Genomic DNA, 15,377 nt, shown 5'->3' with positions numbered 1-15,377 from the left:
TCTCATTATCTTTATTTCATGAATAAATTATTAGCAATACTACTCTTTTGCTGTATTCATAGTATGAGTACGGCACAATTACTAGACGAAAACAACCTTATTGCTTCTGGCGCAGAACTCGCCTTACTAAGTAGCTCCTATTCATTTACAGAAGGACCCGCTGCTGATAAGGAAGGTAATGTGTACTTCACTGACCAACCCAACAATGAGATCATCAAGTGGAACGCAAAGACCAATGAGCTTTCTACGTTTCTATCGGAGTCGGGCCGTTCTAATGGTATGTACTTCAACTCGGAAGGCAAGCTCATATCTTGCGCAGATATGAATAATGAACTCTGGTCTATAGATAAGGATGGAAATCATATAGTGATCATCGAGCAGTACAACAACCAACTCCTCAATGGCCCTAATGATCTTTGGATAGCACCAAATGGCAACATCTATTTTACCGACCCTCTATACAAAAGAGAGTACTGGACTCGGGACCCTGAAATGCAGCAAGATGGGAAATATGTCTATCTGCTTACTAAAAATGGTACTTTAAGCAGAGTAACCTCCACCTACGAGCAACCTAATGGTATAGTAGGTACTCCTGATGGAAAAATACTATACGTAGCTGACATCGGAGCTGATAAAATATTCAGATATAACATCGATAAAAAAGGGGAACTTACCAAGAAAAGTCTATTCACCAATATGGGCTCTGACGGCATGACCTTAGACAACGAAGGAAACCTCTATGTAACAGGAAAAGGCGTTACTGTTTTCAACAAAAATGGCAAGAAAATAGCATACATCCCAGTGCCTGAAGAATGGACGGCAAATATCTGCTTCGGAGGCACGGATAACAGCACACTCTTTATTACAGCCAGCAAAAGCGTTTATACATTAAAAATGAAAGTAAAAGGAGCGCAATAATGCCCTCCTTTATTTTTTTTTTAATCCTGAGCAGCAAAAACTTTTTTAAGAATCTCACTAGTACGGGCTACCGGATCTTCTCTTATCTTTTTCTCCTCATCAGCCACCAAAGTAAATAGACCTTCAATAGCCTTATCAGTAGCATAGTCATCCAAATCAGGATTCACATCTTCTACAAGAGGAATCTTATTGTAAGAAGTAATTATGCTGCTATAATATTTAGTAGCATTTACTTTATCTAATGAATTTTTTATTACTGGCTTAAACTTCTCCTTTAGTTGGCTGGAGGTCACTCTCTTCAAATATTGTGTTGCAGCATCATCTTCACCCTTTAAAATACTCCAGGCATCTTGGATAGTCATAGATTTTATGGCAGAAATAAATATTGGTTTAGCCTCTTTAGCAGCATCTTCAGCTCCCCGGTTAAGCTGCATCACAAACTTATCTACCTCACCGCCAAGGCCTATTTGTCGTAGTTTAGTCTCCACTTTTTGGACATCAGGCGGAAAAGGAATTTTTATCTCTGGATTTTTAAAATAACCATCCACCCTAGACGCCTCAGCAGAACCATTACTAATCCCTTTTATAAGAGCCTCTTTCAGCCCTGTCACCACCTGCTCGGTAGTTAAGCCTCCCCCACTTCCCAGAGCATCATTAATTCCGCCCATCGTTTTATTAATTTGTGCCGTAGTACAAGCCGTAATAAGGGCCAGAGCAAACAAACACATTAAAAAATAAATCTTCTTCATCATATTCTTTGTTTAAATAACAATTTACATAAAACGAATTTGATTGAGCACTCAATCCATCACTTTTTAGTTCGTATTGTGCATAAGAGGCATAAACTTTTGGTATCTGTGGTTTGATTACCACCGATTATAATCTATAATAGTTAGCTTTGCAGGATTAAAACTACGTGATTATCCCTAAAGCTAGTAACATATAAAATGCATAAAACCAAAGCAGAAATACTAACCATAGGTGATGAAATTCTCTATGGCCAAATCACTGACACCAATTCACAATGGATGAGCGCCGAACTGGACAAGGTAGGTATTAAAACAGTAAGAAAAACTACTGTTAGCGATTCCAGAGAAGACATTCTTAAAAGCTTTGAAGAAGCCGAATCCCGGGCTAACATCATTCTGATCACCGGTGGCCTGGGCCCCACCAATGATGATCTTACCAAACCCTGCCTGGCGGAATACTTTGGCTGCGACATAGAGATGAATGAAAAAGCCCTTCAAGAACTAACCTCCTTCTTTCAGGAAAAAGGTCGGGAACTCACAGAAATCAATCGCCAGCAAGCCGCCCTGCCCACTTGCTGTGAGATGGTAAGCAATATTTTAGGTACCGCTGCGGGTATGTGGTTTGAAAGAAATGGTAAAGTGTTCGTTTCTATGCCTGGCGTTCCTCATGAGATGAAGCGCATGATGACAGACACTATCATCCCCAAACTTCAGCAAGTATTTAATACAGATATTATTTATCACAAAATAATAAAAACCATAGGCATCGGTGAATCATGGTTAGCCGAAATGATCAAAGATTGGGAAGACAACCTACCTGAACATATTAAGCTGGCATATCTGCCCAGTATGGGACAGGTAAGACTTAGGCTTACGGCTGTAGGTAATGACCGAAGCCTGTTAGAAAGTGAAGTCAATGATCAGGTAACAGCACTTCATAATTATGTATCTAAATACATTTATGGTTATGATGATGACAGCATAGAAGCCGTAATAGGTCAGATATTAACAACTCAGAACAAAACCTTAGCGATAGCAGAAAGTTGCACTGGCGGATACATTTCTCACCTTGTAACCAGAATACCTGGCAGCTCTTCATATTTTAGAGGATCATTAATTCCTTACCATAATGATTTAAAAATTGGTATTTTAGGGGTGGAAAAAGAAACGCTAGAAGCTGATGGTGCTGTAAGTGAAGCTACTGTTATGGAAATGGCTAATAACGTTAGGCGCCAATTAGGAGCTGACATTGGTGTAGCCTCCAGTGGAATTGCGGGGCCTAATGGTGGCACCGCGGAGAAGCCGGTAGGCACCGTATGGATAGCTTTTGCTGATGGCGAACAAACAATAACCAAGAAATTACAGTTATGGAAAGACAGAGAGGTCAATATTAAAGCTACTGCCATAGCAGTATTGAACCTCATAAGAATCAGCCTTTTGGAAAAACAAGAATAGGCAACACATAACAATAGCACAATTTAACGAATCATTAAACATTAATAGATGGCACTAGTAGAATTAATCATGCCCAAAATGGGTGAAAGTATAATGGAGGCCACAGTGCTTTCATGGCTTAAAAAAGAAGGTGATACTATTGAACAAGATGAATCTGTACTAGAAGTAGCTACCGATAAAGTAGATACGGAAGTACCTTCCACTCACGCTGGAATAATAAAAGAAATACTGGCTAAAGAAGGAGAGGTAGTAGAAGTAGGTAAGCCCATCGCCATTATCACTACTGACGGTGATGACAATGATTCTGATCAAGAGAAAAACATTGAATCCGTAACCACTACCAAAAAGGAAGAACCTGCAGAACCAGTAACCGCAGAGGCCGGAAATGATATTACTTCTAAAGATAAAAATGGCCGCTTCTATTCTCCCTTAGTGAAAAATATAGCCAAAGAAGAAGGCATAGCTATGACGGAGCTAGAAACCATCTCAGGCTCGGGTAAAGAAGGCAGAGTAACCAAATCAGACATACTGCAGTATGTGAAAAATAGAGGCACACAGTCTGTTTCACCATCCACCAATGGCACACCTACTAAAGTGGCTACTCCTGAACCAAAAAGAGCTTCGGTATCTATAAGCGCTAATGATGAGATCATAGAAATGGATCGTATGCGCAAAATGATAGCTGAGCGTATGGTGGATTCTAAGCGTATTTCACCTCACGTTACTTCATTTGTAGAAGCCGATGTAAGTAATGTGGTGGCTTGGAGAAATAAGTACAAAAAAGATTTCAAAGAGATAGAAGGCGATACTTTAACTTTTACTCCTCTGTTTATCGAAGCTGTGGTAAAAGCTATCAAAGATTACCCAATGATAAATATACAGGTAGATGGCGACAGAATAATAAAGAAAAAGGACATCAACATAGGTATGGCCGTAGCCTTGCCTTCTGGCAACCTTATAGTGCCTGTTATTAAAAATGCAGACCAGCTTAATCTCACCGGCTTAGCCAAAAAAGTGAATGATCTGGCAAGAAGAGCACGAGCGAATAAGCTTTCGGCTGATGAACTTTCTGGCGGTACTTTCACCATATCCAATGTAGGATCATTTGGTAATGTTATGGGTACGCCTATCATAGTGCAGCCACAGGTAGGTATCATGGCATTAGGAGCTATAGTTAAAAAGCCAGCGGTAGTAGAAACACCAAATGGCGATGCCATAGCTATCAGACATAAAATGTTCCTTTCTCACAGCTATGATCACCGAGTAGTAGATGGATCACTGGGAGGTATGGTAGTAAGACGCGTGGCTGACTATTTAGAGAAATTTGATTTGAACAGAGGCATGAATTCATGATAATGCATGCCTCTACCAAAAAACAATAAACAATACTTTAATATACCGGGATTATAATTTAAATTTGAACTCGTTATTTGAATTTGAAGAAACCCCAAAAGTTTAGAACAATGGATATTAAATATATAGGAGACGGAGCTGATTTATTTATCACAATAGTGGCGTGCCTGGCTGGTTTTGGAGCAGCATTAGGTTTATTAGACTCTCTTAAAACCAAGAAAAAAAATAATTCTGAAGAAGTTTAATTCAGAATCATTAAAACACAAAAAAGGCATAGATTATCATCTATGCCTTTTTTTATGCTCGTTTCTTAAAACTATTAGTTAATAGAAACCAGTTCTATATCAAATACAAGATCTTTTCCTGCTAATGGATGATTAGCATCAATTTCTATTGTTTCTGTTTCTACTTTAGTTACTAAAACAGGAATAGACTGACCGTTAGGCTGTTGCATAGCTAATTGCTGCCCTACTTCAGGGTTAAGATCTGCAGGAAGCTGAGCTTTAGGCACTTCTACAACCATCTCTGTATTTCTCTGCCCGTAACCTTCATCTGCAGGAATATCTGCTGTTTTGTTATCTCCAACTTTCATTCCTGTAACCGCCTTATCAAAACCGGCAATCATCATTCCTGAGCCAATCTCAAACTCAAGAGGTTCTCTATCTTTAGAAGAATCGAATACAGACCCGTCTTTTAGTTTTCCAGTATAATGTACTTTTACTCTGTCGCCTTTTTTTGCTTCAGACATGATTTGTAATTTTATTTTTCTGATTTTAATCCTCGACTTTCGAGGAAACACAAAGTTAAGTAATTGCACCTCCAATAAAAAATACAAATAGTAGTCTACTTTATACGTGAAATATTTTATTTAACATTGAACATTTCCACTTATGAATCTACTTTACGCACTTGACATCATCGGTACTTTTGTTTTTGCAATAAGCGGCATTCGCTTAGCTGCAAAAAAAGATATGGACATTTTTGGAGCCACGGTAATAGGCTTTGTTACCGCGGTAGGTGGTGGTACCACACGAGATGTACTGCTCGGCAGCTACCCTATTACCTGGGTTCATGATCTTAATTATGCCATAGTAATACTTCTGGCTCTGCCTTTTACCTTCATATTTAGAAAATACATTGTAAATATGCACAGAACCTTCTTTGTTTTTGATACCGTAGGAATAGCACTTTTCACCATAAGCGGCATGCAAAAAACCCTTAATCTGGGGATTAATGAAGGCTTAGCTATTACTATGGGTATGGTGTCAGCTGTAGTAGGTGGGGTAATTAGGGATATGCTTTGCAACGAAATCCCGCTTATTTTCAGAAAAGAAATATATGCTACGGCGTGCCTTATAGGCGCATTAGTATTTTTCTTACTGGATAAGTATCAGATTTTCTCTCAGAATATAAATTATATAGCCACCGTACTTGCCATTATAGTGATAAGAATAGTGGCCATTAAATACAATTTATCTCTACCTAAAATGAAAGCTTAATTGGCAGCACCATATTGCCGTTGCCATTCAGTCCACTTTGTGTTTTTATAATGATCTCCACCAATAAACTTGATAATCTGATCAAACATATCAGGTTTTTGATACCCAGGAACGGGTTGAATCATGTTGAATTCCTCATCTAAAAATACCACAGTAGGGTAGCTTAATTTATTTTGAAGTAATGCAGCAGCCAGCTCATGATACCCATTCCTTCCAGAAGGCACGAATTTATAGGTAGTTCCTTTAAATACTATATCTTCTGTCTGTTCGGCATTAAGCTTTACAGGATAGAAATTTTCATTTAAATACTGGGCTATTTCTGGCTGGTTAAAGGTGTTTTTATCCATTACCTTACACCATCCACACCAATCAGTATAAACATCTATAAATATTTTCTTTTTCTCTTCTTTTGATTTCGCCACAGCTTCTTCAAAGCTATACCACTTCACTGCACCTTCTTCTGCCTTAGATTTTGTTTCTACCTCTTCATGCATAAGAAAAGCAGAGCTTCCCATGAAAACAAATAGTAATAACGTAGCATAAACACTTAAAAAAATTCTTTTCATTTCTTCCTGTTTTATCAGTAAACGTGATTGTATTTAAAAAAATTTCATCTTTCCTCTGCCATTTGCTGCTTTATATAGCTAAGGACTGCCTTTTTATCTTTAGGATGAAACCACTTAGTTTCATCATCTTTTCTAAACCATGTCAGCTGCCTTTTGGCATATCTTCTGGAGTTTCTCTTTAGTAGCCTCACTGCTTCATCATAATCATAAGTGCCCTCCAAGTAATCAAATATCTCCTTATACCCTACCGTTTGCAGTGCATTTACATGTTTAAATTTATGAAATGATTCCGCTTCTTCAAACAGTCCTTCACTGATCATTTGATCCATTCTTAAGTCTATACGCTCGTATAACTCTTCTCTGGGTCGCTCAAGCCCAATCTTAATAATATGAAATGGCCTTTGCTTTTTATTATCTTTTCTTAACTCAGAATACTTAGTCCCGGTACCACGTATGATTTCTAATGCTCGTATCACCCGTTGCGGATTATTCACATCCACTTCTTCAAAGTACTCAGGGTCCTTCCCTTTTAGTTCTTCCACGAGCCCCTCAAGTCCAGTTTCAGCAAACTCTTTTTTTAGTTGTTCTCTCACCTCAGCTGCTACCTGAGGCATCTCAGCCATCCCATCAGTCAGTGCTTTTACGTATAACCCAGAACCTCCTGTAAGCACTACTACATCATATTTCTCATACAGCTCATCCAGCAACAGCAGCGCTTCTCTCTCAAAATCACCGGCATTCAATTCTTCATGGATAGAATGTGAATTCACGAAATGATGCCTAGCCTGCTCCAGTTCTTCCATAGTAGGTTTGGCCGTGCCTATTTCCAGCTCTTTAAACACCTGCCGTGAGTCTGCAGAAACTACCTCTGTATTAAAAAATTGGGCTATTTCTATACTAAAACTCGTCTTACCTACTGCTGTTGGGCCTACTATTACGATTAAGAATTTCACGTTCAGTTTTGTAACAAAAATACTGTTATTAACTTTACTATTCCAAAAGACTATTGTGTCAAACTCACATTAAGTTTTAATTAACTATATTCACAGCGTGAAGAGTAATGCCAAAAAAACGGAGAAGCTGGAACATAAGGTAGATGAACTGAAGCAACGCCTTTACGACGAGCAAAATAAAATTGCTTTTACTAATGCTATTCTGGAAGGTGGCTCATTAATTATTTGGGCTGTAAACACAGGGCTAGAGCTCATCTCTTTTAATCAAAATTACTTCAGGCACTTTCTTCAAAAAGACGCTGACAGCCTCATTGGATATGAAAGCCGCGGAAAAGTAAAATTTGAAGAAGCAGATACTTTCTGGAAAAAAAAATATGATGAGGCCCTAAAAGGAAAGTCCATTGACTTTGAAATTAGGATTGAAGCAGAGGGATGGGACTCCTGGAAAGAAGTATTCCTCACTCCTATCTATAATTCCATGGGAGAAATAATAGGTATATCAGGCCTTGCCCATGACATTACCGACAAGATGCAATCTAAAATAAACCTCATTGTAAGTGAGGAGAAATTTAGAAACATCTTCGAATCCTTCCAAGATTTATACTTCAGATTTGATTTCGACGGGAAGATCATTATGCTTAGCCCCTCTGTTACTGATATTATTGGATATCAGGAAGAAGAAATATTAGGCAAAGATATCATTCATTATTATAGAAGCAGCCGAAAAACAGCTTTTCTCATTCGTAAGCTCACAGAAGCAAAAAGCCTGAAAAACTTTGGTGCGGATCTATTTCATAAAGACGGTACTTTAATACACTGCATTTGTAATATTAGAATTATTAATGATGATCAAGGCTCTCCTCTCTATGTAGAAGGCGTAGCAAGAGATATCTCTGAGCTCACCAAAACTCACAATGAACTACAGCGCTCTAAAGAAATAGCGGAGAAATCATTAAAAATAAAAGAACGATTTCTGGCGAACATGAGTCATGAAATTCGCACTCCGCTCAACGGAATCATGGGTATGCTGCACTTATTAGATGAGTCTAACCTATCTGTAAAGCAGAAAGATCACCTAAAAGCTCTTAAAAGCTCCTCTGAGGTTCTTCTTAATATACTGAACGATCTACTGGATATTTCTAAAATAGAAGCAGGAAAAATGACGGTTAACCACTCAGTGATAGACAGCAAAGAACTCCTCAACAAGATTCAGTTATTATACAATCAACAGGCGGAAGAAAAGAAAGTGAAGCTCACTCACCATGTAGACGCCAGAGTACCAAAGCTTATTTCATCTGATGAAACCAAGCTCATTCAGATTTATTCTAACCTGGTATCTAATGCCATTAAATTTACCCCTGAAAATGGCACTGTGCATGTAGAACTCAATTTAAAGAAGCAAAAAAACGAAAATACGCTTACATTAAGCGGTAGCGTTACAGATACAGGAATTGGTATAGACGCTGAAGATCAGGAAAGAATATTTTCCAGTTTCACCCAGCTAGATAGCTCCAGCAGCAAATCCTATAAAGGCACGGGATTAGGACTACACATTTCCAAGAAAATAATTAAACTACTCAACGGAGATCTACAATTAAAATCAGAGCCGGGAAAAGGCAGCACTTTCTATTTCACTTTTCAGGCCAAACGGGTAACTGATTTCGTGCCTGGTGAACAAGGAAACACTACTTTATTACTAAACCACCACCCCAGGGTGCTACTGGTAGATGATAATAAAGTAAATCTTGATCTTGCTCAGGAAATACTCAAAAATGCCGGATGCAAAGTAATCACTGCCAACAGTGGCGCCAAAGCATTAAAATACTGTAAAAATAATGTCTTTGACATTATACTCATGGATATTCAGATGCCAGATATGGATGGCTACCAAACTACTACTAAGATTAAACAGGAATGTCCTGATACTCCTCCTATTATAGCAATGACTGCCTATTCTATAGACAGTGATAAAGAAAAATTCATGGAAGCAGGCATGAATGACTTCGTTGCCAAGCCTATAAAACCAGCTGTACTTATTAGAAAAGTAGAAGCCTGGACTAGTGGAAACACCCCAGAAGTAACCTATAACGAAAAATCAAAGTGTGAACATTTATCTGATATTGATATGGCTACTTTAGAAACTTTACGTAAATATGCGGGCACAGAGGTTTTAAACGAAACATTGTTAGAGTTTGATAAGGAGTGTAAACAACAACTAGAAGGTATACGTAGAACTTTCGAGGGGGAACAGTTTGAAGAAACATTAGTTCTATTGCATACCTTAAAAGGCAATGCATCTACCTTAGGTGTAGAAAAAATGGCATATCAAGCAGAATTAATGGAAGACAAGATAAAAACAAAAAATTATCATAATTTTGCAGCAGACCTGTCCACCTTAAAAGTTTTGTATAATTCATTTTTAAATGTAGTTGGGAATTTAGTTACTTAAATTGATATTAGATGGCAAAGAAAATCTTACTTGCGGATGACAGTCCAGTAATCCAAACCCTATCAAAGAAAATCTTTCAGGGACAGGGGTATGACTTTAAAGGGATAAAGTCCGGCACTAAAGTTTTAAGCGAAATAGAAGGCGGTAATTATGATGTTTTGATATTAGACATTATTTTACCCGGAGCTAACGGTATGGAATTAGCGAAAAAAATACGCGGTCTTAAAGACAGCAACAAAGCTAATATTCCTATCATAGCTATTTCCGGGAATTACAAAAACTATTCAAAAACTGACTTTGACGAGGCCGGCATTAACGAATACCTAATAAAACCTTTAGATTATGACGCATTAGTTAATGCGGTAAAAAAACATAGCTGATAAAAAATGACTATCAAATACTCTAATCACTTTTTAAATAAGCTTGAAGATCTGCTTGCTGAGACAGAGTATATATTAAGATATGAAAAAGGTAATTTCAAATCTGGCTGGTGCGTACTTAATGACAACAGAGTAATAGTGGTAAACAAATATTTTGCCCTTGATGGTAAGATCAATTGCCTGTTAGACATTATAAAAACCGTATCCATAAATAAGGATCAGCTCAGTGAGAAAAACCAAAAGCTATATGATGAACTGGCACAAACCTCCATTGAGTTGTGAAGGTAACTACATTAGGCACCGGCACATCTCAAGGGGTACCAGTTATAGCGTGTACCTGCGAAGTATGCAAATCTCTGGATTGGCATGACAAAAGAACACGCACTTCTATACACATAGAAATAAATGGCAAAAGCTTTATTATAGACACAGGACCTGATTTCAGACATCAGGTCTTAAGAGAAAGAATAACACAGCTGGATGCCGTTATCTTCACCCATGAGCACAAAGATCATACAGCAGGCTTGGATGATGTACGCGCCTTCAACTTCAAACAGCAGAAGGATATGCCTATCTATGCTCGCAGCAGAGTAATAGATCAGCTGAAGCAAGAGTTCAGCTATGCTTTTGCTGAAAAGAAATACCCGGGAGTACCTCAAATCTATGTAAATGAAATCACAGAACAGCCTTTTGAGGTAGAAGGAATTGAATTTATGCCTATTGAAGTGATGCACTATAAGCTTCCTGTTTTTGGTTTTAGGATAAAAGATTTCACCTATATCACCGATGCCAACTACATAAGCGAAGAGCAAAAAGAAAAAATAAAAGGCTCCAAAGTGCTACTGCTAAACGCGCTACAACAAGAACAACATATTTCGCATTTTAACCTGGAAGAAGCCCTGGAGCTCGCCAAAGAAATAAATGCGGAAAAGACCTACCTCACTCACATCAGCCACAAAATGGGGTTGCATAAAGAAATAGAACCAACTCTCCCTGAAAACGTTCATCTTGCTTACGATGGATTAACAATAGAGATTTAATTGATGCATAATAACTACTACTTTTTAAAGCATCTTACCAATTCACTTTCTTCTCAACTTAATAATGCAGAACTAGTAGAATGCTTTACTCAAAATAAAAACGAGCTTATCTTTGCTTTTGCTGGTAAAGACGATATTTACATAAAAGCTCATCTTTCACCTGCCTTTTGCTGCCTCTCACTGCCCAATAACTTTAGCCGAGCCAGAAAAAACAGTGTAGACCTCTTTGAGGATCTCATAGGCAAAAAAGTGACTGGTATACGCATGTTTGTCAACGAGAGATGCTTTGCCCTACAATTTACAGAGGGTTATCAGCTACTCTTCAAAATGCATGGCAATCGGTCTAATATTATTCTTTTCAATGAAGAATCTATTATAGAAGTCTTCAAAAAAGGCCTTAAAAATGATTTTGATATCAGTATTAATGAACTTGATAGGCCTATCGATCAAAGCTATGATCACTTCTTAAAAGAGCAGGGAAATTTCAAAAAACTCTACCCAACTTTTGGACCGGTAATAAAAGAGTACTTCAAAAGCATTAACTACGAAGAGCTAACCATAGAGCAACAATGGAAGGCCATACAAGAAACAGTAGAACAGCTCGAATCTCCAAATTTCTTTGTATCAGAAATCAATTCGAAACTTACGCTTAGCCTCATTAAAACCGGCTCCATAATCGAAGAACTTTCTGATCCGGTGGCTGCAATAAATCACTTTTTCATCAAATATATTTCTGATGAAAGCATTCGTCAGCTCAAAAAACAACTCCTTTCTGATATAGAAAAAAGCATCAGAAAGAGTGAGGGATATATCAAAAAAACCGGAGATAAGCTCAAAGGAATAGAGCAAAACCAAAACTACAGCCAGCTTGCCGACATTATTATGGCTAACCTGCACGCTATACCTCCCCGCTCTGCAGAAGCCACTCTAGATAATTTCTACGATAACAATGCGCCCATAAACATCAAGCTAAAGCGAGACCTCTCACCTCAAAAAAACGCTGAAAACTATTACCGAAAATCTAAAAATCAGGCACTAGAAATAAAAGCCCTGGAGAAAAATCTATCTCAAAAGGAAGACCTTCTACTAGAGCTTATGCTAAAAAAAGAGACTATAGAGAGCACTGATGACATTAAAGCCTTAAAAAATCTTACTAAAAAGAGTAATTCAGAAAAAAATGAGCAGCAACCAAAGCCATTTATGAGCTTTGTTTATAACGGCTGGCACCTTTGGATTGGAAAAAATGCGAGAAACAATGATTTACTACTTCAGCAATATGCTTATAAAGATGATCTTTGGCTCCATGCCAAGGATGTGAACGGCTCCCATGTACTCATCAAGCATCAGGCAGGAAAAACATTTCCTCAGCATGTAATAGAAAAAGCAGCGCAACTGGCGGCATACTATTCCAAAAGAAAAAATGACACCCTATGCCCTGTGATAGTTACACCAAGAAAGTTTGTAAGAAAAAGAAAAGGTGACCCAGCAGGTATGGTGGCGGTTGATAAAGAAGAAAGCGTGGTATTAGTTCCTCCTAGCAATGAACTATAATTATACCACTAAAAGCTAATATAAAAATAAAGGCTGCCCTTAGTAAAGAGCAGCCTTCTTTATAATTTATAAGAGAACTTTTTAGTCCACTACATTTAGCTTAATAGTATTTGTTCTTCCTCTTTCTTTTAAAGGCATACTTGCAGTAGTAATAAACACATCACCTTGCTGGATGTATCCATTGCTTTTCAAGATTTCCTCTATATCAGCGAAAGTATGATCTGTAGACTCTGCTTTATCATAATAAAAACCCCTTACGCCCCAAATAAGGTTCATGGTATTAAGCAAAGGTCTGTTATGAGTAAATATGAAGATATTTCCTTTAGGCCTGTGTGCAGCCAATTTAAAGGCAGTGTAACCAGAAGCGGTCATACCCACAATAGCAGTGGCCTTAGTAGACTGTGCTAACCTACAAGCATTAAGAATTAAAGCATTATTAAGGAATAATGGATCTTCTTTTTCAGGCATCTCATGCTTAAAGTATACGTCAGCCTGTCTCTCTACACTAGTAATAGTTTTCACCATACTACGAATTACCTCCACAGGGAATAGTCCCGCTGCAGTTTCAGCAGAAAGCATAAGTGCATCTGCACCATCCATTACCGCGTTAGCCACGTCATTAGTTTCAGCTCTGGTAGGCCTTGGGTTTTCAATCATACTCTCCATCATTTGAGTAGCAATGATTACAGGCTTAGCCAGTTTATTACACTTTTCTACAATCATTTTCTGAGCCATAGGCACCTCTTCCATGAAGATCTCCACACCCAAATCTCCTCTGGCCACCATCACGGCGTCAGTTTCTTCTATGATCTCATCTATATTTTTAATAGCCTCAGGCTTTTCTACTTTAGCTATAATACGGCTTGTTTTACCAGCCGCTTTAATTCTTCCTCTAAGGTCACGGATATCTTCAGCTGATCTTACAAAAGAGAGTGCCACCCATTCAATATCATGAGGCAAACCAAATTCTAAATCTGCAATGTCCTTTTCTGTTAATGAAGGAGCAGAAACCTTAGTATAAGGCATGTTTATACCTTTTCTGGACTTCAGTTTACCTCCGAAAATAACTTCAGTTTCAACTTCTCTTCCATTTTTACCAGTCACTTTAAGTTCGATCTTACCATCATCGATAAGTATCATATCTCCGGGTACTACATCATCAGGCAGGCCTTGATAAACTGTACTGGCTTTTTCACTAGTACCAACCATTTCTTCGGTGGTAATAATAAATTTCTGTCCAGTGGTTATTTCTGCATCTTTCTCTACTTCACCCAATCTTATTTTTGGGCCTTGTAAATCCTGAAGTAAACAAACATGGGTTCCTAGCTCTTCATTTAACTCACGAACATATTGAATCACTTTTGAGTGATCTTCATGCGTACCATGAGAAAAATTCAACCTAAAAATATCAACCCCTTCTTGCATAAGCTTTCGAAGCATATCTTTATCATTAGAGGCTGGGCCCACTGTAGCCACAATTTTCGTTTTGTTAAAGTGTATTTCCTGATCCATATTAAGTTAAAAAGTTGTCTTTTGACTTTAAATTATTTACTTCGATAGCGGCAATATATTCAATCCATGTGACTTCTTTCAATGCTTTTATTATTTCTTCAGCCGCAAACGATTGATACTCCAGAGACGATTTTATAAGATAGTCATAATGTTGCATTTCTGGAATAAGATAGGCATTCTCACCATCTAAAGATTTATTTTTATATAACTGTAAATAACAACTCTCATTTTCGAATATATAATTTCCGAATAATGATGTTCGTTCATTCTTTACCTCAAGAGAAATATCTTCTTCTTTCTTTAGTCTTACAGACAAGGTTTTATTGATACACCAAGCCATTTTATAGAATCTGACAGAGGATATCACTCCTAAAAGGTCAAAATCATACACGTGTTCTATGAACAACTTGGTCTTTTTCACTCAGTATATTATAATATAATGTGTGTAATCAATTTGCTTTCGTGGACAAAATCACGAAAAAAGAATATTCCTGATTCGTTTAGCCCTATCACAACCCAGAATAAAGAATTGTTAATCACGGTTCAAAGTTCTTTAAAATTTGCGAATATTATAAGTTTTTGGGTGAATATTCGGCATTTTTACATCAATAATAACTTTAAATAAATTGTTTGACATTATTATATTTAATGCATTTCTTTGCAGATATTTTAACTATTAAAACATTAAACACATGTCTGAAATAGCACAAAAAGTTAAATCAATTATTATTGATAAGTTGGGAGTTGAGGAATCAGAGGTTACTCCTGAAGCTAGCTTCACAAATGATTTAGGAGCCGACTCATTAGATACTGTTGAATTAATTATGGAATTTGAGAAAGAGTTCAACATTTCAATCCCTGATGATCAGGCAGAAAACATCTCTACTGTTGGCCAAGCAATTTCTTATTTAGAAGAAAACGTTAAAAGCTAATTTAAAACACCCTTTTATAT

General features: G+C 37.5%; 17 protein-coding genes. 11 read left to right on the top strand and 6 right to left on the bottom strand.

Annotation, left to right across the window (positions count from 1 at the left end):
- The first annotated feature begins 18 nt into the window (after positions 1-18).
- Positions 19-918, top strand: a complete 900-nt coding sequence (locus JL102_RS17650; protein ID WP_237390651.1) for an SMP-30/gluconolactonase/LRE family protein — start codon at positions 19-21, stop codon at positions 916-918.
- Between the two features lie 20 nt (positions 919-938).
- Here JL102_RS17650 and JL102_RS17645 read toward each other — a convergent pair whose 3' ends face one another.
- Complete coding sequence (locus JL102_RS17645; RefSeq protein ID WP_202245920.1) at positions 939-1,667, bottom strand: DUF4197 domain-containing protein; 729 nt, start codon at positions 1,665-1,667, stop codon at positions 939-941.
- A 198-nt stretch (positions 1,668-1,865) separates the two neighbouring features.
- On the opposite strand from JL102_RS17645, the gene JL102_RS17640 reads away from it, so the two are divergent.
- From JL102_RS17640 to JL102_RS23850, 3 genes are all read left to right on the top strand, one after another.
- A complete protein-coding gene (locus tag JL102_RS17640) occupies positions 1,866-3,122 on the top strand; it encodes a competence/damage-inducible protein A (RefSeq protein ID WP_202245773.1) in 1,257 nt (418 codons plus the stop codon).
- A gap of 48 nt (positions 3,123-3,170) precedes the next feature.
- A complete protein-coding gene (locus tag JL102_RS17635; protein WP_202245772.1) occupies positions 3,171-4,475 on the top strand; it encodes a dihydrolipoamide acetyltransferase family protein in 1,305 nt (434 codons plus the stop codon).
- A 110-nt stretch (positions 4,476-4,585) separates the two neighbouring features.
- Entirely contained in the window at positions 4,586-4,720 is a 135-nt protein-coding gene (locus tag JL102_RS23850; RefSeq protein ID WP_262896878.1) for a hypothetical protein, read from the top strand.
- Between the two features lie 74 nt (positions 4,721-4,794).
- Here JL102_RS23850 and JL102_RS17630 read toward each other — a convergent pair whose 3' ends face one another.
- Positions 4,795-5,223 (bottom strand): FKBP-type peptidyl-prolyl cis-trans isomerase, encoded by a 429-nt coding sequence (locus JL102_RS17630; RefSeq protein ID WP_202245771.1) that lies wholly within the window; start codon positions 5,221-5,223, stop codon positions 4,795-4,797.
- 142 nt (positions 5,224-5,365) lie between these two features.
- On the opposite strand from JL102_RS17630, the gene JL102_RS17625 reads away from it, so the two are divergent.
- On the top strand, positions 5,366-5,974 hold the full coding sequence (locus tag JL102_RS17625) for a trimeric intracellular cation channel family protein (RefSeq protein WP_202245770.1): 609 nt from the start codon (positions 5,366-5,368) through the stop codon (positions 5,972-5,974).
- On the opposite strand, the gene JL102_RS17620 is transcribed toward JL102_RS17625, so the two are convergent.
- Together JL102_RS17620 and miaA are read right to left on the bottom strand one after the other, a co-directional pair.
- Positions 5,971-6,540, bottom strand: coding sequence for a thioredoxin family protein (locus JL102_RS17620; protein WP_202245769.1), 570 nt, complete (start codon positions 6,538-6,540; stop codon positions 5,971-5,973). The two genes, JL102_RS17625 and JL102_RS17620, sit on opposite strands and share 4 nt — an antisense overlap.
- Positions 6,541-6,584: 44 nt before the next feature.
- Positions 6,585-7,493, bottom strand: coding sequence for a tRNA (adenosine(37)-N6)-dimethylallyltransferase MiaA (gene miaA / locus JL102_RS17615; RefSeq protein WP_202245768.1), 909 nt, complete (start codon positions 7,491-7,493; stop codon positions 6,585-6,587).
- Positions 7,494-7,590: 97 nt separating this feature from the next.
- On the opposite strand from miaA, the gene JL102_RS17610 reads away from it, so the two are divergent.
- From JL102_RS17610 to JL102_RS17590, 5 genes are read left to right on the top strand one after another with little or no spacing between them, the layout of a single operon-like run.
- Positions 7,591-9,942 carry a PAS domain-containing hybrid sensor histidine kinase/response regulator gene (locus tag JL102_RS17610; protein WP_202245767.1) on the top strand — a complete coding sequence of 784 codons (2,352 nt, stop codon included), beginning with the start codon at positions 7,591-7,593 and terminating at the stop codon, positions 9,940-9,942.
- A gap of 11 nt (positions 9,943-9,953) precedes the next feature.
- A complete protein-coding gene (locus JL102_RS17605; RefSeq protein ID WP_202245766.1) occupies positions 9,954-10,322 on the top strand; it encodes a response regulator in 369 nt (122 codons plus the stop codon).
- Between the two features lie 6 nt (positions 10,323-10,328).
- Entirely contained in the window at positions 10,329-10,604 is a 276-nt protein-coding gene (locus tag JL102_RS17600) for a hypothetical protein (RefSeq protein WP_202245765.1), read from the top strand.
- Complete coding sequence (locus JL102_RS17595; RefSeq protein ID WP_202245764.1) at positions 10,601-11,362, top strand: MBL fold metallo-hydrolase; 762 nt, start codon at positions 10,601-10,603, stop codon at positions 11,360-11,362. Before JL102_RS17600 ends, JL102_RS17595 begins: the two co-directional genes overlap by 4 nt.
- A gap of 3 nt (positions 11,363-11,365) precedes the next feature.
- A complete protein-coding gene (locus JL102_RS17590; RefSeq protein WP_202245763.1) occupies positions 11,366-12,913 on the top strand; it encodes an NFACT RNA binding domain-containing protein in 1,548 nt (515 codons plus the stop codon).
- Between the two features lie 81 nt (positions 12,914-12,994).
- On the opposite strand, the gene pyk is transcribed toward JL102_RS17590, so the two are convergent.
- Both pyk and JL102_RS17580 read right to left on the bottom strand, forming a co-directional pair.
- A complete protein-coding gene (pyk, locus tag JL102_RS17585; RefSeq protein ID WP_202245762.1) occupies positions 12,995-14,425 on the bottom strand; it encodes a pyruvate kinase in 1,431 nt (476 codons plus the stop codon).
- A gap of 1 nt (position 14,426) precedes the next feature.
- Entirely contained in the window at positions 14,427-14,846 is a 420-nt protein-coding gene (locus JL102_RS17580) for an IPExxxVDY family protein (protein ID WP_202245761.1), read from the bottom strand.
- 271 nt (positions 14,847-15,117) lie between these two features.
- Between JL102_RS17580 and JL102_RS17575 the strand changes: the two genes are divergently transcribed.
- The gene (locus JL102_RS17575) at positions 15,118-15,357 is read left to right on the top strand and encodes an acyl carrier protein (RefSeq protein ID WP_202245760.1); all 240 of its coding nucleotides are present in this window, start codon (positions 15,118-15,120) and stop codon (positions 15,355-15,357) included.
- Positions 15,358-15,377 lie beyond the last annotated feature (20 nt).

Origin of the sequence: Fulvivirga sediminis (assembly GCF_016757215.1) — a bacterium.
Taxonomy (GTDB): Bacteria; Bacteroidota; Bacteroidia; order Cytophagales; family Cyclobacteriaceae; genus Fulvivirga; species Fulvivirga sediminis.
The sequence above is the reverse complement of the archived record's forward strand: the minus strand, read 5'-3'. Positions and strand labels throughout refer to the sequence as shown.